At 54.7% G+C, this 23,610-nt stretch carries 11 protein-coding genes and 2 pseudogenes; 9 read left to right on the top strand and 4 right to left on the bottom strand.

Going from position 1 to position 23,610, the window contains the following annotated elements; genetic code table 11:
* Nucleotides 1-516: pseudogene (locus tag ACEW8P_RS22000) on the bottom strand (hypothetical protein); the annotation flags it as partial.
* Between the two features lie 359 nt (nucleotides 517-875).
* Here ACEW8P_RS22000 and ACEW8P_RS21995 point away from each other — a divergent pair.
* Entirely contained in the window at nucleotides 876-2,150 is a 1,275-nt protein-coding gene (locus tag ACEW8P_RS21995) for a glycoside hydrolase family 2 TIM barrel-domain containing protein (RefSeq protein ID WP_373515220.1), read from the top strand.
* Nucleotides 2,151-2,155: 5 nt separating this feature from the next.
* Here the strand turns inward: ACEW8P_RS21995 and ACEW8P_RS21990 are convergent, their stop codons facing one another.
* Entirely contained in the window at nucleotides 2,156-3,247 is a 1,092-nt protein-coding gene (locus tag ACEW8P_RS21990; protein ID WP_373515219.1) for an SGNH/GDSL hydrolase family protein, read from the bottom strand.
* Nucleotides 3,248-3,984: 737 nt separating this feature from the next.
* Between ACEW8P_RS21990 and ACEW8P_RS21985 the strand changes: the two genes are divergently transcribed.
* The 6 genes from ACEW8P_RS21985 to ACEW8P_RS21960 all read left to right on the top strand — a co-directional run bounded on the left by ACEW8P_RS21985 (nucleotide 3,985) and on the right by ACEW8P_RS21960 (nucleotide 15,948).
* Nucleotides 3,985-7,185 carry a SusC/RagA family TonB-linked outer membrane protein gene (locus ACEW8P_RS21985; RefSeq protein ID WP_373515218.1) on the top strand — a complete coding sequence of 1,067 codons (3,201 nt, stop codon included), beginning with the start codon at nucleotides 3,985-3,987 and terminating at the stop codon, nucleotides 7,183-7,185.
* Nucleotides 7,186-7,195: 10 nt separating this feature from the next.
* A complete protein-coding gene (locus ACEW8P_RS21980) occupies nucleotides 7,196-8,800 on the top strand; it encodes a RagB/SusD family nutrient uptake outer membrane protein (protein WP_373515217.1) in 1,605 nt (534 codons plus the stop codon).
* A 312-nt stretch (nucleotides 8,801-9,112) separates the two neighbouring features.
* Nucleotides 9,113-10,141: a GntR family transcriptional regulator gene (locus ACEW8P_RS21975; RefSeq protein ID WP_373515216.1), complete on the top strand. Its 1,029-nt coding sequence runs from the start codon at nucleotides 9,113-9,115 to the stop codon at nucleotides 10,139-10,141.
* Between the two features lie 10 nt (nucleotides 10,142-10,151).
* Nucleotides 10,152-13,547 carry a VCBS repeat-containing protein gene (locus ACEW8P_RS21970; RefSeq protein ID WP_373515215.1) on the top strand — a complete coding sequence of 1,132 codons (3,396 nt, stop codon included), beginning with the start codon at nucleotides 10,152-10,154 and terminating at the stop codon, nucleotides 13,545-13,547.
* Nucleotides 13,544-14,989, top strand: a complete 1,446-nt coding sequence (locus ACEW8P_RS21965; protein WP_373515214.1) for a glycosyl hydrolase family 28 protein — start codon at nucleotides 13,544-13,546, stop codon at nucleotides 14,987-14,989. The genes ACEW8P_RS21970 and ACEW8P_RS21965 overlap by 4 nt, the downstream gene beginning before the upstream one ends.
* Before the next feature lie 176 nt (nucleotides 14,990-15,165).
* Nucleotides 15,166-15,948, top strand: a complete 783-nt coding sequence (locus tag ACEW8P_RS21960) for a 2-keto-4-pentenoate hydratase (protein WP_373515213.1) — start codon at nucleotides 15,166-15,168, stop codon at nucleotides 15,946-15,948.
* 175 nt (nucleotides 15,949-16,123) lie between these two features.
* Here the strand turns inward: ACEW8P_RS21960 and ACEW8P_RS21955 are convergent, their stop codons facing one another.
* Nucleotides 16,124-20,218 (bottom strand): two-component regulator propeller domain-containing protein, encoded by a 4,095-nt coding sequence (locus tag ACEW8P_RS21955; protein WP_373515212.1) that lies wholly within the window; start codon nucleotides 20,216-20,218, stop codon nucleotides 16,124-16,126.
* A gap of 149 nt (nucleotides 20,219-20,367) precedes the next feature.
* On the opposite strand from ACEW8P_RS21955, the gene ACEW8P_RS21950 reads away from it, so the two are divergent.
* Both ACEW8P_RS21950 and ACEW8P_RS21945 read left to right on the top strand, forming a co-directional pair.
* Nucleotides 20,368-20,922, top strand: a complete 555-nt coding sequence (locus ACEW8P_RS21950) for a hypothetical protein (protein WP_373515211.1) — start codon at nucleotides 20,368-20,370, stop codon at nucleotides 20,920-20,922.
* Entirely contained in the window at nucleotides 20,852-21,331 is a 480-nt protein-coding gene (locus tag ACEW8P_RS21945) for a transposase (RefSeq protein WP_373515210.1), read from the top strand. Before ACEW8P_RS21950 ends, ACEW8P_RS21945 begins: the two co-directional genes overlap by 71 nt.
* A gap of 106 nt (nucleotides 21,332-21,437) precedes the next feature.
* On the opposite strand, the pseudogene brxL reads toward ACEW8P_RS21945, so the two are convergent.
* Nucleotides 21,438-23,456, bottom strand: a pseudogene (gene brxL, locus ACEW8P_RS21940) (protease Lon-related BREX system protein BrxL); the annotation flags it as partial.
* Between the last annotated feature and the right edge of the window lie 154 nt (nucleotides 23,457-23,610).

Genomic DNA, 23,610 nt, shown 5'->3' with positions numbered 1-23,610 from the left:
GACGCTGTTGGCGTTGACGTTCAGCACCCAGCCCGACAGCAGTACCTCGCGCTTGTCCGCCACCCCGTCGTTGTCGGTATCGGTAAATTTGATCAGATCGGGAGCCGAGGTAGCGTACAGACTGCCTTTGTAGAAAACGCCCCCTTGCGGGAAACCGACTTTATCGGCGTAGATGGTACTTCTGTCGTATTTTCCGTCGCCATCGGTGTCAGTCAGGAGTTTGATGCGAAACTGCGGGTTATCGAGCGCGTCTTTGGTTTTTTTATAGACGTGACCGATGGATTCATAGACGAACAGCCGCCCGGTTTCGTCCGTCGAGGCAAACATGGGGTAATCCACCAAATCCGAACCAGCGGCCACCTCCACCGTGTAGCCTTCCGGCACCCGGATGTTCGCTACTTTTTCAGCGGGCGATTTGGGCGAATCGGAGCGAATTGGCCCCGAACCAATCAGCGCTAGGACGCCTGCCAGACTCGCAAGGCACAAAACTGACGTAGTTGCTTTCGACAGGAACATAGAGGATGCGGTATAAATGAAGGGTATATATTAAAGTTGGGGGTGGCAAGAAATTACTGATCGTCAGCAGATTGCATCAGACGGACAGTTTCTTTGCATCGGTAAAAATATCAATTGCCTTGGGGTAATCTGGGGGGGGCTGGGTGGGTAGAGTTGGCAATCTAACAGGCGGTTATCGTTCTTTGCTGTATGACAACCCAACTATTTCAAGTACTGATTCCCGTGTCGGCCTACGCAGGGCGATATAACCCTGGTTGGGGTGAAGTAAAATTGGGAAGTCGGAAGCGAATCCGAGTTTCACCTATTCTTTTCTGGCCTTCTTAATCGTTAAAATCAGGAGGATCTCTAATTGGTACCATATGCAACGTTTATTCATTCTGCTCTTTGTTGTTATCAGTTCCAACACCTCTGGTCAGCCCTCTACGGTAACCATACGGAAAGAAGGGGACGCTTTTCAACTACTGTATAACGGCAGCCCCTATTTCATTCGGGGCGCTGTAGGCAGCGACTACCTTATCAAACTTGCCCGGTACGGCGGCAACTCCATCCGAACCGGGGCCAACCGGCAGACGCTGAACCGCGCCGATAGCCTGGGCCTTACCGCGTTGGTTAATCTGCCCGTTCGGGCTGAGCGGGATGGTATGAATTATGACGATGCCGAGGCCGTTCGTAAACAGCACGAGCGGGTAATGGAGATTGTACGGCAAACAAAAGACCATCCGGCTGTGCTGATGTGGGCGCTGGGCAATGAGCTCGATTTCATCCAGGCTAACGTAAAAGATAAGTATAACCTTAAGGTATGGGATGCCGTTAATGCACTGGCGAAGGAAATCCATGAGGTAGACCCGAATCATCCGGTTATGACGGTGGTGGGGTCAATCAACGAGGAGAAAATGCGTGATCTGCTCACGAAAAGTCCTGAACTGGATTTGCTGGGGGTGAATGAGTACGGCGATCTGGATAAGATACCGGTCTGGCTCCGGAAATTTGGCTGGCAGAAACCGTATGCTGTAACCGAGTGGGGCCCTACCGGTTTCTGGCAGGTTTCCAAAACGCCCTGGAAAGCGCCTATTGAAGAAACCAGCAGCCAGAAAGCCGATCAGTACCAGAAGCGGTACGAAACGGCCATTGCCGCCGACAAAGCCATGTGCCTTGGGTCTTACGTGTTTCTGTGGCGCCAGCATCAGGAACGCACCCACACCTGGTTTGGGATGTTTGACGCGCAGGGCCGGGAAACCGAAGCCGTTGATGTAATGCATTATGAATGGACCGGACGCTGGCCCAAAAACCGAACGCCCCGGCTCGATTCGGTAAAACTCGATGGCAAAACGGCCTACCAGGGAATCTACCTGCAGCCGGGTCAGACCAGTCAGGCGCAAGTTTGGTTAAAAGACCCCGAAGGCGAACCGCTGCAGTACAATTGGGAGGTCCTGCGCGAAGGAACAGCCTTTCCGTACGGGGGCAACGGCGAAAAAAGGCCCCCGGCAATTCCAGGTCTCATCCAGGAAGCCAATGCTCCTCAGCTTTCTTTCCTGGCGCCAGCCGAGGAAGGAGCCTATCGTCTGTTTGTGTATGCCTACGATGGTAACGGGCATTGGGCTACCGCGAATATTCCATTTTTCGTCAGGAAGTAAGTTGGTTAAGGCCGCAAGGGCGGCTGGTAAATCCTGATTTCGCTGATTGCGTTTACTCCTTTGCCCGTCAACTTCAATCTATGATCTGTATTGGCTATACCCTGTACCACCGTTGTTGCCTGACCCGATGCGGGGAGGCACAAATCCTGACTTGTCGATACTACCTGCCAGCGGAGCTGATCGCCGGGCCTAAGCCAGGGAAACTGCCCGAAATCTCCGGCATTTTTACGCCGAAACCACCCCGTGGAATCGATAACGATTCGCCCGGATGTTGAGACAAAGGGCTGGTCGCTACTGCCGCTGCCGTCGTCGCCCGTCCGTGAGCCACTCAGGCGGAAGCGGAGCTGTTGCCCAACACTATCAACGTCGGTAACGGTCAGGATCCAATCTTCGGCTTGCGGTTGTCCGCCCAAACGCATCGCCAGTAACTGACCCATGTGGTTCAGGAAAAAGCCGGTTGATTTGAGCGCCGGACGCGTATGGTAGTATGTTGGTAACTGGGCGGAAGGGCGTTGCCCATCTATAGTTACTGCTACTGACCCGGCTGGATTGTCGTTTGCACTCCAGACAAGGTCAATTCGATTGCCCGTTGCGGGAAGCTGAATTTTATCCTGTTTGGGCGAAAAGTCCTGCCCCCTGCGCAGTATCCGAACGGCAGTAGTGGCATTACTGGTTTGTTGGGGCAGTGCCTCCAGATAGCGTTCAATAATTTTGGCCATCAGGTAATTACCATGATCGTTCAGGTGAACGTTGTCTGACAGTAACTTCGCCGTTGGCAACTGATTTTGCTCCAGGTAGGCTTTCCAAGCGGCCCGCACGTCCACCAGCGCCAACCCATAGGTGTTGCACAGGGCTGGTAGCCACACATTGCTGTGCTGGTCGTGCCACTCCTGATTTTGACCTACTCCAATATGATCGGTTTGAATGATTATGTCGGCGGTGGTCCGGCTACGAATGGTGCGGATAATCTGTTCGTAATCCGGCTCGCTTCCGTAATCATGAAACAGAATCAGGTCTGGGTAAAACGGAACAACATCATTATCGACCATCAGCTTCAGCCGGTCGCTGCTGAAGCCACCGATCGCCCGGTTTTCCATAACAAGCTGTACATCTGGATAGCGTTGCTCCAGAAAATTTCTGACCTCATTCCACCAGTTCTGCATACTAATGGACTGCCCGTATACCAGCACCCGGACCTCTTTTGGCTGACGGGTATTGTTGGCCGACAACAGGCTGGCCGTACGGGGCAGATTAGTGGTAAACGAGGCCGGTATAGATAGTGTCGACAACGGAGGGTATGACTGGCTGTTTGCCAGTAAAGGCAGCAGGACCAGCGTTAGTAGGGAAGTAAAGCGAAGGAACATGGCTATATTGGATGAGGTGGCTGATTTGAACGCTGTTTACCGGTTATCAATTCGGTTAAGCCCCGCTTTTAGGGGCTGGGTTTTTCCCTTCCAGACGAACTGGCCCGTCAGGCCGGCAGCAAGGATTAGTTCTCCCGGTCCATATATAGTACGTATTAAAATTTTTCCACGCCAAATGGGTTGGGCCGTCGTCGTCGTTGACGGCTTCAAGTTCCTGCGGGATGAACATTCGAAACGACGGACGGCAAACCTGGCCCACGATTACCCGGTGTAATAAGCACCGTCAGGCCGAAGGAGCAGGTAAGGAATGTCTTGAGCATGATGGTTTATTCCACAAGTACTAAAATCCAAGGCAAAAAACGGGTTTTTGGGGCAATAGCCAAAGTTCACCCATACAGACCCCCCCAGGCAGTGGTAATATTTTCCTGTCTTTTATGGAAAAATTTCAAGCTAACCAAAAACAACTGCTCATGTCCTCTATTCGCTACCTGATACGCCTCACTCCGTTGCTGCTCCTCTTGCTCGGAGCGAGTTGGGCTGAAACTGCCCTGGCCCAAAGCCGATCGGTCTCCGGCAAAATCACCGACACTGCCAGCGGGCAGGGAATTCCCGGGGTCAATATTTTGCAAAAGGGAACAACCATAGGTACCTCCACGAATGCTGACGGGGAATTCCAACTCAGTGTTTCCCCGAATGCCACGACGCTCGTGGTTTCTTCGGTGGGCTACCAGGCCCGGGAGGTACCCCTGACCAGCAGCAATATAGTTAATGTAGCGCTTGAGACCGACACCCGATCGCTCAACGAAGTGGTAGTGGTGGGCTACGGTCAGAAAACCACCCGCAAGCTCACCGAATCCATCGGTACAGTGCAGGCCAAAGACATCACCAAACTACCCGTGGCCTCGCCCGAGGCAGCTATCCAGGGAAGGTTGTCGGGCGTACAGATCACCAACGTGGACGGTACGCCAGGCAGTCCCGTCTCCATCCGAATCAGGGGCGTCAGTACGGTGGGAAACAATCAGCCATTGTTTGTGGTGGACGGGGTACCCATCGGCGACGGAACGGGTAACCAGATTAATCCGGCAGATATCGAGAGTATTTCTGTGCTGAAGGACGCCTCTTCCGCGTCTATCTACGGGCTGCGGGCGGCCAATGGTGTCGTGCTGATTACCACCAAGCGCGGCAAGCAGGGTAAGCCGCGCGTCAACTTCGACGTGTACAGCGGCGTGCAAAACTTTCCCAAATTTTACGATATGCTCAGCACCCGCGACTACATCGCGCTGGCCAACGAGGCTACCGCCAATGCCAACACCCAGGCGGGATTGAAACCCGGCGACAAAGATTACCTGGTGCTGCATCCCGATCTGCTGCCGAGCAGCAAATACGTAGGCGTGGATAACCGCGAAATATGGCGCGATGCCGCCGTCAATAAAAACGCACCCATCCGTAACTATAACCTCTCAGTGTCGGGCGGCAACGAGAACTCCAATTACTTCTTGTCGGCCGGGTACTTTCAGCAGGAGTCGATGGTGAAGAAATGGGACTTGGACCGCTATTCTTTTCGCATCAACAGCGATCACCGCATTGGCAAAAGGTTGAAAATCGGCCAGGCTATGACCCTTTCCTACAAAGAAACCAACCGGGGCAGCAACGCCGGGGGCGACGGCTTCATTTACGCCAGTTCGGCCAATATGCCCCCCTTCTTTGAGTACCGGGATGTGAACAACTCCGTGCCGAACAACCGCTACGGTTATACGGGCAATGCGGGCAAGGCGGGCCTGATTATCCTGAATACACCCGCCATCAACCAGGTGGTGAACACCACCGACCGGAGTGTGCGGATGCTGGGCAACCTGTACGCCGAACTCGAAATTCTCAGCGGCCTGCGATTCAGATCGGTAGCCGCTATGGACTACAACACGAGCCGGAACGACTCCTGGCGCCCCGGCTACACCGCCGCCGAGTTGGGCCAGGAGCGCAACACGAACGAGTACGGCGAATCGCGCGGCGAGGGTATCCAGCAGGTGTTCACCAATACACTCACCTACGATAAAGTCATCGCGAACCACACGATCAATGTGATCGGCGGCATGGAGTACCAGCAGATCCGGGGCAATAATCTGGGCTACACCGGGACGAATTTTTCGAGTACCGATCCCAATTTCTACCGCAGCATCCAGAACCAGCAGGGAAATTCCGACGGCAAGGGCGGGTTCGTTTTCCCCAATGCGTCGTCGAGCCTTTCCCAGCAGGCTTATTTCGCTTACTTCGGTCGGGCGAGTTATGATTTTAAGGACAAGTACCTCGTTACGTTCACGGCCCGATACGACATGTCCTCCAATTTTGCCCCCGAGAATCGCGCTAAGCTGTTCCCTTCCGTGTCGGCTGCCTGGCGGATTTCGAACGAAGATTTTTTCAAAGGCCGTCTGCCCTTTATCACCGATCTCAAGCTGCGTGGAAGTTGGGGACAACTCGGCAACGACAAGGTCAGTCTTTCCTTTCCCTACGTGGCGCGGGTGGTACAAGGCCCATTATATACCATTGGGCGGGGGCAGTCCACCCTGGCGGGGTCGGGCATCCCGGCCCTCATCAACCGCAGCTTACAATGGGAAACCAACGAAAGCACCGACGTGGGTTTCGATCTGACCCTCTTCGGCAAGCTCAACCTGCTGGCTACTTACTACAACCGCAACACCAAAGACTTCCTTTACGGCCTGCCCGTAAACCTCTCCTCGGGTTTCAACAACATCCCGGTCAATCTGGGGCTGGTCAACAATCGGGGCATTGAAGTAGAAACCAGCTACCGCACCCGGCTCGGCAAAAAGGGTAACATCGACTTTTTCGGCAATATCACCACGATCCGCAACCGGCTGGTTTCCCTCGCTCCCGGGGTGCAGGAGTTTGCCAGCGGCGACTACCGCACTGCGGTCGGTTATCCCATCGGGTACTTTTACGGCTACCAGGCCACGGGTATCTACCAAAATACCTCTGCCGCTGACGCTGCCTTGCCCGACATCACCGTAAACAGCCGTAAGCCCGTGCCGGGCGACATCATCTTTGCCGATAACAACGGGCCGGGAACGGACGGTGAGCAGTTTAGCGGCGAACCCGACGGCAAGATTACAGTAGAAGACCGGACGTATTTGGGCAAGACCATTCCCGATTTCTTCTACGGCTTCGGAGCGAACGCCACCTACGGCGGTTTCGATTTCAACATCTTGTTTCAGGGCGTGGCGGGTAACAGCCTTTACAACCCCTTTCGGCGTGGGGCCGAGGGGCTGACCGGCGGTGGGCGAAACGCCCTGGCTTCGGTGGCCAACCGCTGGACCGGCGAAGGTACTTCCAACGATATGCCCAGGACCACCGCCCGCGACTTGAACAGCAACAACCGTTTTTCGAGCCGCTGGATCGAGAGCGGTAGTTTTTTACGGTTCAAGAACGTGCAGGTGGGCTACACTCTGCCGCAGCCCCTGATCGACAAGATCAAGCTGGTGTATTCGGCCCGGTTCTACGTGGCAGCGACTAACCTCTTCCGCATCACCCAATACAGCGGGCTCGACCCGGAAGTGGCCAGTTACGGCAGTGCTTCCTCCCAGCTTTCTTCCGGTACCGATCCGTCCAACATTCCTCAGCCCGTTACCATTCAGCTAGGAGCCAACCTTACTTTTTAAGCAAAAACTTATGAAAAATCGATTGATTATCGCTTGCCTTACTGCGATTCTGCTGGCGGCGACCTTTACCCAATGCGAGAAAAAGCTCGACCTTACCCCGCTGGGCGTACTGGACGAGACGACTTTCTACCAAACCGAGGAAGACTTTAAGTCGGCGGTGCTGCTTTCTTACTCCACGCTACTCAACTATACCTACGAGCAGTCTGACGGGGGCGGCTGGTTCCAGGGCGTCCTTCTGCCCGACGACGACGCTACGGCGCCCAACAACGACCCTAACAACATTGACGAGTTCAACTGGACATCCACCGACGGGCAGTGGCGTGCTCTGTGGGAAAACACCTACAAGGGTGTGCAGCGCTCCAATATTATTTTGGAAAAGCTGCCGAAAGCCACGCAGCTCAATGACGAAAAAAAGAAGGCCTTCGACGGAGAAGCCCGTTTCCTACGCGCCTACTATAATTTCTTTCTGGCGATTCAGTACGGCACCCCGCCGCTGATCACTAAAACGGCCACGACTCTGGAAGAAACCCGATCGCCTAACTCGCAGCCGGGCGAACTGTGCGACCTGGTAATCTCCGATCTCAAAGCCGCTCAGGCCGGTCTGCCAGAAAAAAGGGACGACGCCAACGTCGGCCGCGCCACCAGCGGGGCGGCCACCGCGTTACTGGGGAAGGTGTTGCTCTACCGGGCGCAGTGGGATAAGAAACCCGCGCTTTACACCGAGGCGGCCACCGAGTTCCAGAAGCTGATCGGAAAGTACTCGCTGGTGTCCGATTATATGGCCAACTTCGTGACGACTTCAGAAAATAACGCCGAATCCATTTTTGAAATCCAGATGGGAATCGGCGGATCAAATCCCTGGTTGCCCGCCGATTTTAACTTCCTGGGCGGTGGCGGAATTTCCTCGGCCGGCACGGCTAGGCTAATCTACTTTCGGGCCGCCTGCGGACCCAACGGCATATGTGCTCCCGGTTTTAATGCCCAAGGCTATGGTCGAATTCAGATGACGCCCGGCATCCAGAAAGAATTTGAAAAAGGCGACCCCCGTCGCCCCGCCACACTATTCATCGAAGGCGACCCTTACGACACCGGAAACAACAGCGATGGTTCCAAAAAATACGTGTACAAGGCGGAGTATTCCGGCACGGGTTCGTCGCCCGCTAAGTACGTGCGAAAAGATAACAACATCGACTTCCGCTCCCCACTGAGCGTCAACAACGAGCGGGTCATCCGCTACGCCGATGTGCTGCTGATGCTGGCCGAATGCAAGATCCTGGGCCCCGCCAAAGACCTGGCCGGGGCGGCCGCCCTCATAAATCAGGTTCGCCGCCGCGCTGACCCTACCGGAAAGATTTTGCCGGATGTGGCCGTCGGGACGGAAACCGCGATGTTCGCCGCCCTGCGGCACGAGCGCCGGGTCGAATTGTCGCTCGAAAGCCACCGCTACAATGATCTCGTGCGCTGGCACCGGGCGGGCCTGATCGATATCAAGAAAGACATCGACTTCGGCCGCGCGGCGGCCAACGCAAACTGGTCGGCCAAGAATCTTCTGAAACCTATCCCCCAGAGCGAACGCGATTTGAACCCCGATCTGATCCAGAATCCCGGGTATTGATTGTACTCGTTCCGACACGATTGGGCTAACGCCAAAAAGACCAAAACTTGGTCTTTTTGGCTTTTTTTAGGGCCGGGAGTCGAATTCATGCTACTTTTTAACGGATTAATCCAGTCGTCACGGCATGAATCCCTTCACCTTTGTGGCATCGTGCCGGGGAAATCAAAAAGGCATGAATCGAAAAAACCACCAAAGATTGCGGTTGCTGGAAGCAGTAACCCAAGTACTGCTTTTTGCACTACTCGCGTGGGCCGTCTGGTTGCTTCTCCCCGGTTGAGAACGGTATGACCAGAACCCTAAGCCCGCACAGTTATGAAAATCAACGTTGCTTTCAATGACCACGATCAACTACCCAAGTACCTTCAGATAGTCGACGCCATCGTGCAGGACATCGAAAGGGGGACTCTTTCCGCAGGCGACCGTTTGCCCTCGCTCAACGAAGCCTGCGCCGAGTGGTACCTGTCCAAGGATTCCGTGAAGCGGGCCTACGGCACCCTGCACCAGCGGGGATTTGTCACCTCGGTTACCCGAAAAGGTTTCTACGTAGCCGGGTCGCCCAAGCGCCACGCCCTGCGGGTGCTGATCGTCGCCGGACAACTGACCGAGGGTGTTAAGGAACTACACGACGCCATTGCTTCCAGCATGACGCGGGAGGCAATACTGGATGTGAGCAGCTACAACTACCAGCGTCAGTTATTGTGCCAATTGCTGGACAAGCACCTGGGTGATTATCATTACTTTGTCATGATGCCCCATCTCATCGGGCAGGATGCCGCTACCCTGCAATGCCTGCGGAATGTACCCAGCCGGAAACTGATTCTGATCGGTAATGAGTGGCCGGAAACCCTGCAACACGGCTACCGGTTGCGCTACGGGGGGGAGGAGGCATTGTACGAGGCGCTGGTATCCCATGTGTACGTGCTCCGCAAATACATCCGTCTTAATTTGGTCCTCTCGGAACAGGATTGTTTCGATGCCGATTCGATTCGGGCCTTCCGACGCTTCTGCGTGGCTTACGGTTTTGATTTTCAGATGATCGACGACTTGCAGGAAAGCGACGTACAACCCGGCCAGGCCTATTTCGTGGCCGACAGCCGACTGCTGCTGACCGTGATCGCGCGTTGTCAACAGTCTGGCTGGGGACTCGGAAAGCAAGTGGGGGTCGTGAGTTTTGTCGAAAACGATTACACCCGTCTGCTGGCCGGGGGCGTAACGGTCATTGGCCGCCCCTCCGCCGAAGTAGGCAGACTGGTGGCTCAGATTCTGTGCAACCAGCACGGAATTGGTGCGCCCATACTGTCTCCTCTACCTTTCCAGCTAAAATTCCGCGCCTCCTGCTAACTCCGAAATTATGCGAAATCAGTATCTGTTCGGATTAAGTTTGGGCTGCGTCATTTTGGCGGCGGGCTTCGACGGTTGTACGTCGCGGGAAAAGTTATTCAAAAAACTACCCGCATCCCAGACCGGAATCACGTTTGAAAATCGGCTTACCGAATCCGACTCGCTCAACGCCCTTACCTTCGAGTATATTTATAACGGAGCGGGCGTTGGCGTGGGTGATTTCAACCGTGACGGTTGGCCCGATCTTTATTTTGCGGGCAATCAGGTATCAAGCGGTCTGTTTCTCAATAAAACCCAGGCTGGGGGGGGCATGCGTTTTGAGGACATCACCCGGCAGTCCGGTACGGGCACCACCGACTGGTGTACGGGGGTCAGCGTGGCCGATGTGAACCAGGACGGCTGGCCCGACATTTACGTGTGCGTAGCAGGCCTGGCCCCGCGCGGCTCCAACAAGCTTTTCATTAACAATGGTCCTACCCCCGATTCCATCCCCACTTTTACGGAGCGGGCCGCGGAGTACGGACTCGACGACTCGGGATACAGCACCCAGGCGGTGTTCTTCGACTACGATCGCGACGGGTATCTGGACTGCTACCTGCTTACCAACGCCCTGGAGCCGACGAATCGAAATGCCCTTCGCGCCAAATTCACCCAAGGCGAAGCACCTAGTAACGATCGGCTGTTCCGAAACGACGGAATGCGTTTTGAAAATGTCGCTCCGCAGACGGGTATCCTGACCGAAGGCTACGGGCTGGGCGTGTGCCTGAGCGATCTGGACGACAACGGCTGGCCGGATCTGTACTGTGCCAACGATTTTCTTTCCAATGATTTGATCTGGATGAACGGGGTCCAGCCGGGCGACGCTTCCCAGCGTATGTTCACCAATCAGGCGACAACTTTTACCAAACACCAAACCCACAACGGCATGGGCGTGGACATTGCCGACATCAACAACGATGCCCTGCCCGACATTGTGGTCGTCGATATGCTGCCCGCCGACAATTACCGCCAGAAAATGATGCTGCCCGGCTCCAACTACAACCGCTTTCAGATGGAAGCGGAACTGGACTATCAGCCGCAATTCATGCGCAACACGCTACAATTGAATCGCGGTTCGGCGACACGGGGCGTGGCTTTTTCGGAAATAGGCCAGTTGGCGGGTATCGAAAAAACCGATTGGAGTTGGGCGCCGCTGCTGGCGGATTTCGACAACGACGGCTGGAAAGACTTGTACATCACCAACGGCTACCGGCGCGACGTGACCAACCTTGATTTTATCGCATATAGCCAGGCAAACGCCGTGTTTGGCACCCCACAGGCACAGTTTCGGCAAGTAAGCCAGGAATTGTACGCGCTGGATGAAATCAGCGTACCAAAATACGCTTTCCGTAACCAGGGCAGTAACCCCGCTGCAGCCCTGACTTTCGAAGACGTTTCTGAAACCTGGAGGCTCGACCAAATCGGCTTTTCCAATGGCGCGGCCTACGCCGACCTCGACAACGACGGCGACCTGGATCTGGTGACTAACAACATCGACAGTGAGAGTTTTATCCTGGAAAACCAGTTGAATCAGCGCCCCGACGCCCCCCATTGGCTTCGGCTCCTGATCGAACCCGCGCCGGGATTGCCCGTCGTGGTCGGCACCAAGGTGTGGCTCTACGCGGGCGGTCAGCAGCAGATGCTCGAACTCGCCCCCGTGCGGGGTTTTGTGTCGACGGTCGAAAACGCGCTGCACTTCGGACTGGGTAGTGTAAGCCGTTACGATTCGCTGGTGATCAGGTACCCAAATGGACTCAGACAAAGTATCGGGCCGGGCGCAGTCGATCAATTGATCAAAATAGCCTACCGTCCCGGTGGTCCCTGGCGGGAAAGCCCTGCCCAGGGTACCTCGCTATTCACCCAACTCTCGGAAGCCGAAAGCAGGCTGTCCGTTATCCACCAGGAAAGCCGGGTGGTCGATTTCAATCGGACGCCTTTGCTACCCCACCTGTATTCCAAAAACGGGCCCTACCTGGCCGTGGGGGATGTCGACGGCGACCATCTCGACGATTTTTTTGTCGGAACCGATTTTGGCCATTTGTCGGCGGTTTACATACAGCAGCCGGGCGGAAATTTCCAGCTCCAATCCCTGCCCGGCAGCGACGCCTACGAAGATATGAACGCGGTATTTTTTGACGCTGATGCCGATCATGACCTCGATTTATACGTGGTTAGCGGTGGAAGCAGGGAAGAAGGGCTCGGAGCAGCCTACCAGGATCGCCTGTACCTGAACGACGGAAAGGGAAACTTCAAGCCTGCGCCGGTCGGCTCTCTTCCCACAACCCGATCAAGTGGCGGACCTGTGTGCATGGCCGATTTTGACGGGGACGGGGATATGGACTTATTCCGGGGCGGACGCATCGTGCCGGGCCAGTACCCCAAACCCGCCGACAGTTACCTGCTGCGCAACGAAGGAGCCGGACGGTTCAGCGACGTGACCGATCAGCTGGCTCCGGGTTTGCGGGAGGTAGGCCTGGTGACGGCCGCCCTATGGACCGATATGGATAAAGACAACTTTCCTGACCTGATGCTGGTGGGGGAATGGATGGCTCCCACGCTGTTTCGGAACGAAGGCGGGCGGTTGCGGGCGCAGGAAACCTTGGGCCTCGCCCAGGAAACGGGCTGGTGGTGTTCGCTGGCGGCGGGTGATTTCGACGGCGATGGCGACACGGACTTCGTGGCGGGCAATCTCGGCCTCAACAGCAAGTTCCGCGCCTCGGCCACCGAGCCGGTGCGGGTGTTTGCCAACGATTACGATCAAAACGGTCGTCTCGATCCGATCCTGACGTTTTATCTGAATTACGAGCAAGTACCCGTTGCCCCGCGCGACTTATTAATGGCGCAAATCCCCAGTATCAAAAAGCGTTTTCCTACTTACCAGGACTACGCCGCCCATCCGTTCGAGGAGCTTTTCACGGAGGAGGAGCGCGGTCAGGCCTTCGTGTTGGAAGCCCGGCAATTGGCGAGCTGCTACCTTGAAAATCGGGGAAATTTCGCTTTTGTGGTACATCCCATGCCAATAGAGGCGCAGATGGCGCCCGTCAATGGCCTGATCGTCCGCGACTTCACGGGCGATGGTAAAGCGGATTTATTGCTGGCAGGAAATTTCTACGGTACCGAAACGCTGGGTGGCCAACTCGACGCCGGAAAGGGACTCCTGCTGGCCAACGTCGGTTCAACAAACGGACCTACCCCCTTCCGCCCCTTACGGAATGCCGGACTCAATATGGACGGCGATGTGAAATCCATCGCTCCATTACGCAGGCCCGATGGAGCTGTGTGGTGGCTGGTCAGCGTCAATAGCGGGCCACTGCAAGTCTGGCAACAAAACAACCACCCCAAACCCTTACTAACCTTTTTGAAATGAAATTTTTCTTCTACTTACTACCTGGATTACTGGGCGTTTCCGGTTCGCTATTCGGCCAGGAGCTTGTCACTTACCCCGCCCCGGATTCGGCCCGGCGGGCGATCGATTTCAGCTTGACGGTAAATGGCCAACCCGTATTCGTGTACGATAATGCCGTTTCGGCGATGGCCAGTTTCAGTTTCGAAGGCAGCGTTACGGTCGAGATTACCTCCGCCCATGATCTGCGCTGGGTAGATATCCGCCCCAGACATAGGGCGATCACCTTAGCGGTGACGCCCACGAAGATAACCTTCCGCCTTGACAAACCGGGCCAGTTTTCCATCGAGCGAAATGGGGAACACAGCCGACCGCTCTATCTTTTCGCCGCCCCTTTGGAAAAAGATGCACCACGGTCCGATGCTGCGAACGTACGTTATTTTGCAGCGGGAAAAATCTACGATGTAGGTACCCTGACCCTGCACAGCGACGAAACCCTGTACATTGCCGGTGGAGCCATTGTGCGCGGGAGTATCGAGGCGACCGACGCCAAAAATATCCGCATTGCGGGCCGGGGCATTCTGGATGCCAGCATGCTGGACAAGGGGGGACTGGTGCGGTTGTGGCGTTGCCAGAATGTCGAGATCGAGGGAATTACCATCCTGAACAGCCCCGGCTGGACGCTGGTGCTGCTCGATTGCGACGACGTCAGGATTCACGAAATCAAGCAGGTTTGCTGGCGTAACGGCTCCGACGGGATCGACCTGGTGGGTACTTCCCACGTCCGCATCAGCGACTGTTTCCTGCGCAACAATGACGACAACGTGGTGATCAAGAGTTATAGCATCAACCCCAAAACCTATTACAGTCAGCCCGGTCAGGGTCGTGACGTGACGGACATCGTGGTCGAACGCTGTGTGATCTGGAATATGCCCTGGGGTAACGCCCTGGAAATTGGTTTCGAGCTACGGTGCCAGACCGTCAACAATATCACCTTTCGCGACTGCGATCTGATTCACGTCGAACGGGGCGCGGCCCTAAGCATCCACAATGGTGACGCCGCCACGGTCGAGAACATCACCTACGAGAATATCCGCGTGGAGGATGCGCCTCATAAGCTGATCGACCTGGCCGTATTCTGGTCGCAATACAGCACCGACCGACCCGCCAACAACGAAGAACGTACCCGGCAGTATATGCAGGGGGCCTGGGATGGCGTCCTTCGGGTACCTGCCGGCCAGGAAGCCATCCACGCGCCACACCGGGGCCGCATCCGCAACATCCTGTTTCGCAACGTGGCCGTGAACGATGGGCAGTTCCCTTACTCAATCCTGAACGGGTTCGACGCCCAGCATCAGGTCGAGAGCGTGCGGTTTGAGAATCTGACTATTCTGGGTAAACCCATCCGCTCAGCTGAGGCCGGGCATTTTTCGGTCGAGAATGCGAAGGGCATCATCTGGAAGTGAGCAGCGAACGATCAGAATTCGTGCCGTAAATGGCTTCAACCATTCAAGGATATGCCGATTCCGATCTTGAAAATCCGGTTAAAATCAACGATACAGTTTTAGCCACGAGCAGCACAAGGCGAATTTGTCGAAGCAGTTCCTGACGAAGAGCGCAGACAGAAGCATAAAATAATCAAATGAAGACACTAGAATCGATAGCAGCTGACTTTTATCACTCTTTTTATAAAAAAGAATGGAAGGGAGAGGAATATTCAGTAAGAAACCTTTCAATTCAGGAAGCATACGAAGTACAAGATTTAGTGGCTGCAAGAAGGATAAAAGCCGGAGAGCAAATTGCAGGATTCAAGGTAGGCTGTACAAGCAATTCAATTCGGAAGCAGTTTGGCCTGAGTGATCCCATCTATGGGAGGTTATTCTACCCCCATGTTAAGCACAACCAAGCAAGTGTTAACTGGGGCGACTACATTAATTGCGCAATAGAACCAGAATTGGTCATAAAAATTGGAAAGAATCTTGAAGGGAGAGACCTTTCGGATAAGGAGCTTATCGATGCAATAGATTACGTCAGTCCGGGGATCGAAATTCATGAGTACAATTTTTGGGTCAACCCGCCGACCATCCAGGAGTTAATCTGCTCTGGGGGTATTCACACGGGGCTCATTATAGGCGATCAGAAGGTTTCCCCCGTTGGTTTACAATTCAAGGATGAAGTATTTGCGGTATATAAGAACGAATCCCTTATAACTTCTGCACCTAGTTCCGAGATAATGGGGGGGCCTATGGACTCATTACGATGGTTGGTCAATCTACTGACCGGCAAAGGGTTGGTTCTGGAAAAAGGGAGCTTAGTAATCCCCGGCTCTCCCGTTGAACTAGTGAATATCAGTCAGGATACTGAACTGAAAGTCATAATAGACTATGTCGGAAGTGTCTCTGTCAATTTTGAAAAAAAATATTGAATTAATTCGCTAATATAATTTTGGTATTTTCGACACAAATAATACGTAGCGCACCACAGCACCCAAATTATCATAGCCCCCTCGCCATGGTAGAGATGGGGTTGGGATGAGGTCTATCGCCAGCCGGTCGAAAACGCAATAGTTTCATCCACGCGATTTGCCATGGCAAAAACAATCACGCACCCGTTTCCTGTCGGCTCCACTCCCCCGGCGATAGACCGAATTCTTTCCTAAAAACCCGGTTGAAATAATTAGGGTCATTGAAGCCCACGTCGTAGGCCACCTCGGCTACTTGCCGGTTGCCCGCTTTCAGCAAATGCGTGGCACGTTGTAAACGCACGTGGCGGATGAGCTCATTTCCGCCTTTTCCCGTCAGGGCTTTCAATTTGCGGTAAAGCTGTGTATTGCTCATACCCAGTTCCCGCTCAAGCAGACTAACGTCAAGTTCGGGATCGGCCAAACGGTTTTCGATGAGGTTCAATGCCTTGCGCAGAAACAGCTCCTCGACCGATTCTGCGGCGACCGGAGCATCATTGAGCGTCAGTATCCGACTGTATTTTTCCCGCAACAGCCGACGGCTCTGAATCAGGTTCCGCACGCGGCTGAAAAGCACATCGAGGTTGAATGGTTTTGTGACGTAGTCATCGGCCCCGGCGTCGAGCCCCTCCACCTTGCTCTCGTTGCTCGACCGTGAAGTGAGCATCAGCACGGGAACGTGGCTGGTGCGTTCGTCGGTTTTTAGCGCTCCGCACAACTGCACCCCGTCCATGTCGGGCATGAGCCAGTCGCTCACCACCAGATCGGGAATTTCCTGCCGGGCGTAAGCCAAAGCTTCCCGCCCGTTGGTGGCCGTATGCACCCGGTACGTTTTGCCCAGGCACTGGGCCAAATATTGCCGAAGGTCGTCATGGTCCTCTACAACCAGCACCAGCGGGACGCTTTCGCGTCCCGCTGGTGCTGGCGTTTCAATATTTTCATGTGCCGTGAAGCTCTCCTCCTCCACCTGATTCTTCATCATCTGCGGCATTCCATCGGCACGGCCCGACCGCCAGCTTGGGGGGAAGGCCGCCGCCTGAACGGGTAGTTCGACCACGAAGGCCGTACCCGCCTCCCGCTGGCTTTCAACCCGGATGCTCCCCCGGTGCAATTCGACCAGCTCGCGGGTGAGGGCCAGTCCGATGCCACTGCCCGCTTTCTTGGCCTGGCTCTTCCCATCTACCTGGTAGAATCGTTCAAAAATGTGTCGGGCGTGTTCGGGAGAAATGCCGATGCCCGTATCTTCGACTTCCAGCAAAAGCTGATCCGCTTCACTTTCCATCGAACCCTCGGACTGCACGAGTCGGCAACGCACGGTAATGTTACCGCCACCGGGGGTAAATTTGAGCGCGTTGGCAATCAGGTTATACAGGATTTTTTCCACGATGTCCTGATCGAACCAGACGGGTGGTGTATCGGGCCCGGTGTCGATGGACAGTTCGATGTCCTGCTTTATCGCCTGGGGCTGAAATGACTGCGCCACCTGCCGGACGAAGCCCACCAGATCCTGTTGCCTGATGTCGGGAGAAAGCGAACCCGACTCGAGCTTGGAAAGGTCGAGGAGTTGGTTGATAAGCCGAAGCAGCCGACTGGCGTTGCGGTGCATGGTTTGAAACTGCCTCCGCCAGTGGCCGGATGCCGGATCGGCCATAAATTGCTCTAGCGGAGTGACGATCAGCGTGAGGGGCGTACGGAATTCGTGCGAAATATTGGTAAAAAAACCGGTTCGGATCCGGTCCAGTTCGCGGGCTTTCTCGGTTTCCAGGTGCTCGGCCCGAAGCTTGGTCTTATAGTTTTCCCGAATTTGGATCAGCCGCCGGAGCGCCGCCAGCAGCAATGCGACGATCAGCGCATAGGCGGTGTAAGCCCAGCCCGTCCGATACCAGGGAGGAAGAATGATGAGATCGAGTACCGTTTCCGGCGCGTTCACGAAATCGTCGGTCAGCGAAGCCTTTACCCTGAACCGGTACGTACCCGGATTCTGATTGGTGTAGGTGGCCGAATGTTGGGGACCCACGTAATTCCAGTCGGCTTCGAAGCCATCGAGTTTATAGGCATACCGCACGTTCCGGTGCGCACGGAACAGCGCGGCCGCGAAGTCAAAAGTGAAGACCGACTGCTCGTAGCGTAATTTGAGGGTTTTAGTGTCTATGAGGGCTTGATTCAGCGGCGAGTCGGGCGCCCCAGGCTGGACAACGCGATTGAACAGCCTCAACTCGGTAATGTACACCGGCACGGGGGGATGGAGATTTTCCGTTACATCCCGGCGATAAGCGGTCAGACCGTGTTTGCCGCCCCAAAACAGCGTCCCGTTTTTACTTTGGGTAATGGCTTTATTGGTAAAATCATTACCTGCCAACCCGTCGGCCCGTCGGTAAGTATCCATCACCCTACCCTTGGTACTCAGGCGGCAGAGGCCATCGTTCGTGGCGACCCACACAAATCCCTCCCTGTCCTGACCAATGCTCATAATGGCATCGTTGGTAAGCCCATTTTCCCTATCCAGCAGCGTGAAGCGTCGCGTCCGGCGGTCGTACCGGTGCAAACCGCTCATGGTACCCACCCACAGCTGCCGGGCCCGGTCTTCGTACAAAGCAGTGATATGTTCACTGTATAATCCACCGGGTTTTCGAACGGGTTTATGGTAGCTTATTTTTTTCCCTCCCCCCGCAATTTCCACGAGTCCGTTCCCGGAGGTACCCACCCATAAGGTTCCGTCGGTGGTTTCGACCGCAACGGTTAAAGGACCCAAATATTCCGGTAAAGCGGTACCGGGACTGAGACGGCCGTTGAATCGGTCGATGCGCCAAGCCCCTCCCCGGTCGGTAAAAAGCCGGACATTGCGACCCGTATCCGAGGCCATCACGATAATTCCGGTTTTCCCCAGGGCTTCAAGCCGCTTTTCGACCCAACCGGTTGTAGGATTCATCAACACGGTCCCCTCGTTCCAGACAGTCACCAGCAAGGCTGTCTCCGAGAGGTAGTTGAGCTGGATAATATCTTTTCCCGGCAACGTGTGGGGATTGCCAGGCTCTGGCGGATAATGCCGGTAGGTACTCCGAGCAGGATCGAGAAGAGTCAGGCCCTGCGTGCTCCCCACCCACACACCCCCCGCCGGATCGGCGGCAATGGCCGAAACCGCCCTGGTCAGCAAGCTGCCTGACTGGCCGGGCCGGTACGTGAATGCCCGAAAAGGGTCGGGCCTTTTAAACAGGACATTCAGACCCGCCTCCCAGGTACCCACCCATATATTTCCCTGCCGATCGCCCCGCAGACAAACGGTGGCGTGGGTACTTAGACTGGCCGTCTCGGCCGGATCATGACGCAGATGCCGGGTCGCGCGGAAAGTTAGATCCTCCGCCGCGATAACGCCATCGTCCGTACCCAGCCAGAAGCGGCCGTCTGCATCCTCGTACAGACTCCGGGCGTTGTTGACGCCTTCCTTGACCCCCGGACGGAAGAAAGCCGATTGAAAAGTTCCCAGGGCGTGATCAAAACGAAACAGGCCATTGCCCTGCGTCCCGACCCACACCCGGCCTTTGCTATCACACTCAATCGTCATGATCCCCCCAGGTGCGCCGGGTACTTTGAGAGGCAGAGAAAATTGGGTCGATTCCCGGTAGCCGGGCCGCAGGCGCTGTAAGGTTCCATCCCGGCTGCCCAACCATAAGTTGTTTTCCCGGTCAAAGCAAATTTGATTCACAAGGTTAGTAGCCAGGCCCGAGCTGGTGGTCGTGATTTGCCATACCTCCCGCGTGCCGGGGTCGATCTTTAAGAGACCCTTGTCGCTCGTTGCCGCCCAGACAACCCCTGCCTGATCCCTGGCGAGGTCGTTGATAGTGACCGACGAGATGTCGCTGCCATCGACGCAGCGGGTCAGGCGTACGGCCCGTTCTCCCGACTTATCGAACACGTTCACCCCGCCGGCATTGGTACCTACCCACAGTCGCCGCTGCTCGTCTTCGAGCAGACACTTTACGTAATTGTTGCTCAGGGTATTAGAGTCACGGGAGGATCGTCGGTAGGTGCGGAAGCGTTCGCCGTCGTAGCGGTTCAGCCCATCGGCGGTCGCTAGCCACATAAAGCCCCGGTGATCCTGAAGAATATCCATCACCGTGCTGTGCGATAGCCCGTCGTTGGTTGTCAGATGCTCGAAGTCAACTTGAGCCTGGCAATCAGTGAATGCCAGGCTCAGGAGAATGATCACACTAAGGCACGGACCGAAGAGCTTCATGTAAATTTTGTTGATTATGCGAATATCGGGTTCAAATAAAGCAGAGGCAGAAGCTCACCGTCAGGTATATTTGTGTGACCAAACATATAATATACTGACGATGAAAGCATTGGAATCAATCCGCCTGTACTACTACCTCTGCGAGTGCTATGATACGGAACTACACTGGTATTGCCAAAGGTTCAGCCGCATCGGCGGTCCGACGCAACTCTGAGCCCGAAAACCAAAAGATCACCGACGCCGAGCTGTTGACGATTTATTTCTACTGCCGAATTCACGAGAACAAGCACAGTAAGACCGACATCTACGACTATGCCTTACGCTACCTGATCTCGTGGTTTCCCGGTCTGCCCACGTACGCCAACTTCAACGCGCGGCCGCTCGGCGGTCCAATCAACGCGATGGATTCGGCCGTCATGGCCCTAGTGCCGATGGTTATTCAATCAGCTGATTTTAAGAATGATACTGAAAGTCTCAGCGAACGCGTGACGTTGACAGACTCGCTGCCTGTCATGCTCTGCTCAGGCAAACGGCAGGGCCGGGTGGCCCCCGAACTGTCCGATAAGGCCGGGCCGACGCTTCGGCTACTGCGCCTCGAAGGGACTCTACTACTACGGCGTGAAACTGCACGTGATGGCCCGCCGCGTCAAAGGCAGTATCCCCTTCGTAGAGATGGCCGGTCTAACGCCCGCTTCGGAGAATGACCTGGCCGTCTTCAAGCCCGTGGCCGACCAGTTGGCGGGCCAGGCCGTCTTCGCTGACAGAGCCTACGCCGACAAACCGCTCAACGAGCGGCTGATGGAATTGCAGGACACCTTCATCTACACGCCAGTCAAGCTCATCAAGGGCCAATCCGAGTGGGAGAGGAACTTCGTCAAGGCTGCCGACGGGCTGTGGTCAACCGCTGTCTCTCGCATCAGGCAACCCATCGAATCGCTTTTCAATCGCACCGGCACCCCGGTGGCTGAACGAAAAAACCAAATTGCAGGACGCTTCAAAGGTCAGAGCCACCAGCGGACTAATTGTCCATGTTTTCGGCGCTCTGGCCACGGCTTTGTTCAAACAGTTTTTTTAACCCGATATTCGCATTTTGTATTGTTTTGTTTTGACTAAGGGAAAACTTCCTGACATGCCTTCCCTTAGTTTCCTCGCTGCTTTTAAAGAACGCATCTCCAATTGTGCAGCCAGCATTTAGAGGAGGGGGATTTGCTTAAAGGCTTCAATCCCCCAGCACCGCCTTCTGCAGCAGCATTTGGCTATTCCCATAAAACGGCACATCCGTTTTTCCCAGGATAGAAGTGGGCAGTGTAGCAATCTCGGTAAGATTATCCATCGGTACCAGTACTGTTTTAGCGCCGTTTTCTGATAGCAAAGTGACTTTATCCGGGAAGTTTTGAGCTCTTTCTATGGCACCGCCGATGGAAATATTTCCCAGCACCGCAAGTCCACCTTTCAGGTTTTTCTTATAGAGCGCCGACAGGATGGCCACGTACACGGCGCTGCCAATACCCCCTGTTACAAAGGCTCCCATCAGGTTGCTGATCTGAATGTTCAGGTCAATTCCCGACAGGGTATGTTGCTCATTAAGAATTGATTTCTCATTTGCTCTCAGGTAGTTGTAGGTGTTTTTAATATTCTCCTTTACTTCCTGTGAACTAGTACCGGTCACGTTCAACTTGCCGCTGCCTTTGATGGCCACTAATTCTATCTTCACCAGGGGGTTGTTTTCGCCGTCGCTGGTGGCTGTGTAGCATACGCCCGGCGGAAGTGGATTTGCCTCGATCAGGAAAGACCCTTTTTCTTCGGGCAAGCCCACAAAAATTTCCTCCTGGGTTTCCTTGTCGATGTACGAGAAGTTGGTGTCCCAGAACTCCATTCCCCCAATGCGCTTCAGCTGCTCCTTCACCCTACGGCGCATTTCCATGGCGGTTACCAGGTATTCGCGAATGTCTTCCTTGGTATAGGTGCCATTGGGGTGCAGTAATTTGATGAATCCCGAAACGATTCTCCGTACCGATTTTGAATCACGTTGCTTCAGGTGCGAGCCCAAAGTGAAGTGGGCATCGATAGCGTCGTAATAGGTGGCTTTTCGCTGGGATTTCAGGATCTCGGAGAAGAAATCAGTACTAAAACCGAAATTCCTGGTAAAGTTCTGGGGGCTAAATTTGGTGATCTCCCAGCCGGGTAGGAACAGGTTGATCCGATCCAGAAAGGCCGTGTCATAGTTCACTTCGCTGGACAGCGGGCTGAACAAATGGGAGGTCTGCAACACGGTTTCCACCGGTTGATTGATATTTCCATTCAGGATAATGGAGGCGGAACCGGTGATTTCTCCCCCCTTGGCCCGGGAAAAGGAGCCGGACTCCATGTAATCCTTCATCAGCGGGATGGCGTCCCGGTCCTTGAAGAGTTTGTCCGTGCTTTCGTCGAAACAGATGGCGTCCCAGGAGCCCACGGCCCCCACGCGGCCCGTGGTGTTGTTGACGAACAGCTGCGCCACCGATCCCTGTCCGCCCGATATTAGAATAGCGTAAGGGGTTATTTCCTTATAGATGTACGATTTTCCCGAAGAGCGTGGCCCCAGCTCCACCATGTTAAAGTTCGACTCCACCAAAGGGATCAGCCGGCAGAGCAATAAGTTGAGTTTTCTTTCGTCCAGACCTTCGCTGTACGGTTCGTAGCCCGCACTTCGCAGCAGCAGTGTCTTCCATTCTTCATTGGTGAACTCCTTTCGTTTCTCGGCAATCTTGCTGTTGTCGAAGCTGGAAAGCTGAATGGGGTTGATGGATCGCACCAGGAACGGGTACACGGTATTCCCTTCCCTAATCATGGGATCGTACTCCATGTCAATGATCGCCCAGATACCCCCCAGCAGCAGTTTTTCGTGGCTTTTGACCAGGTCGTCGCCAATGTTAGCCTTCTTGATATTGCTGTTGCTGATATTGGCCCAGTAGCGGTCTTTCTGCGGGTCCAGCTCGACCGAAATCTTGTCAATGATTTTATAGCGTCCCTTCTCCCGCAATTTGGACTGAATGAGGGTACTTTCCTCGGGGTTGACGTAGTGGTTTTTCAGGATGGTTTTTACATTTTCCATCCCTTCTTTCAGCTTTTCCTCATCCTCGGTGCTGCACGTATTGGCCAGCAGGTATTCCAGTACGAAGGCGGGTACGTTGGCCCCGCCTTTTATGATCCCCACGAGATCTTTCCTGACCACAAAACCCCGGAAATGCTCTAATGCTTTTTTATCTAACTAATGCGAATATCGGGTTTAAATAAAGCAGAGGCAGTAGTCCACCATCGGGTATATTTGTGTTTCCAAACATACAATATACTGACGATGAAAGCATTGGAGCTAATCCGCCTTTTCTACTACCTCTGCGAGTGCTATGATA

Origin of the sequence: Persicitalea sp. (genome assembly GCF_041751555.1) — a bacterium.
Lineage (GTDB): Bacteria > Bacteroidota > Bacteroidia > Cytophagales > Spirosomataceae > Persicitalea.
Note: the sequence above shows the minus strand (reverse complement) of the source record. Positions and strands in the feature narration are given on the sequence as shown.

Bases quoted from the DNA above. Each gene is read 5' to 3' on its own strand.
- ACEW8P_RS21945 (WP_373515210.1), top strand. From the start codon at position 20,852: ATGGCCCGCCGCGTCAAAGGCAGTATCCCCTTCGTAGAGATGGCCGGT.
- ACEW8P_RS21960 (WP_373515213.1), top strand. From the start codon at position 15,166: ATGAAGACACTAGAATCGATAGCAGCTGACTTTTATCACTCTTTTTAT.
- ACEW8P_RS21955 (WP_373515212.1), bottom strand. From the start codon at position 20,218: ATGAAGCTCTTCGGTCCGTGCCTTAGTGTGATCATTCTCCTGAGCCTG.
- ACEW8P_RS21980 (WP_373515217.1), top strand. From the start codon at position 7,196: ATGAAAAATCGATTGATTATCGCTTGCCTTACTGCGATTCTGCTGGCG.
- ACEW8P_RS21970 (WP_373515215.1), top strand. From the start codon at position 10,152: ATGCGAAATCAGTATCTGTTCGGATTAAGTTTGGGCTGCGTCATTTTG.
- ACEW8P_RS21985 (WP_373515218.1), top strand. From the start codon at position 3,985: ATGTCCTCTATTCGCTACCTGATACGCCTCACTCCGTTGCTGCTCCTC.
- ACEW8P_RS21975 (WP_373515216.1), top strand. From the start codon at position 9,113: ATGAAAATCAACGTTGCTTTCAATGACCACGATCAACTACCCAAGTAC.
- ACEW8P_RS21990 (WP_373515219.1), bottom strand. From the start codon at position 3,247: ATGGAAAACCGGGCGATCGGTGGCTTCAGCAGCGACCGGCTGAAGCTG.
- ACEW8P_RS21995 (WP_373515220.1), top strand. From the start codon at position 876: ATGCAACGTTTATTCATTCTGCTCTTTGTTGTTATCAGTTCCAACACC.
- ACEW8P_RS21950 (WP_373515211.1), top strand. From the start codon at position 20,368: ATGATACGGAACTACACTGGTATTGCCAAAGGTTCAGCCGCATCGGCG.
- ACEW8P_RS21965 (WP_373515214.1), top strand. From the start codon at position 13,544: ATGAAATTTTTCTTCTACTTACTACCTGGATTACTGGGCGTTTCCGGT.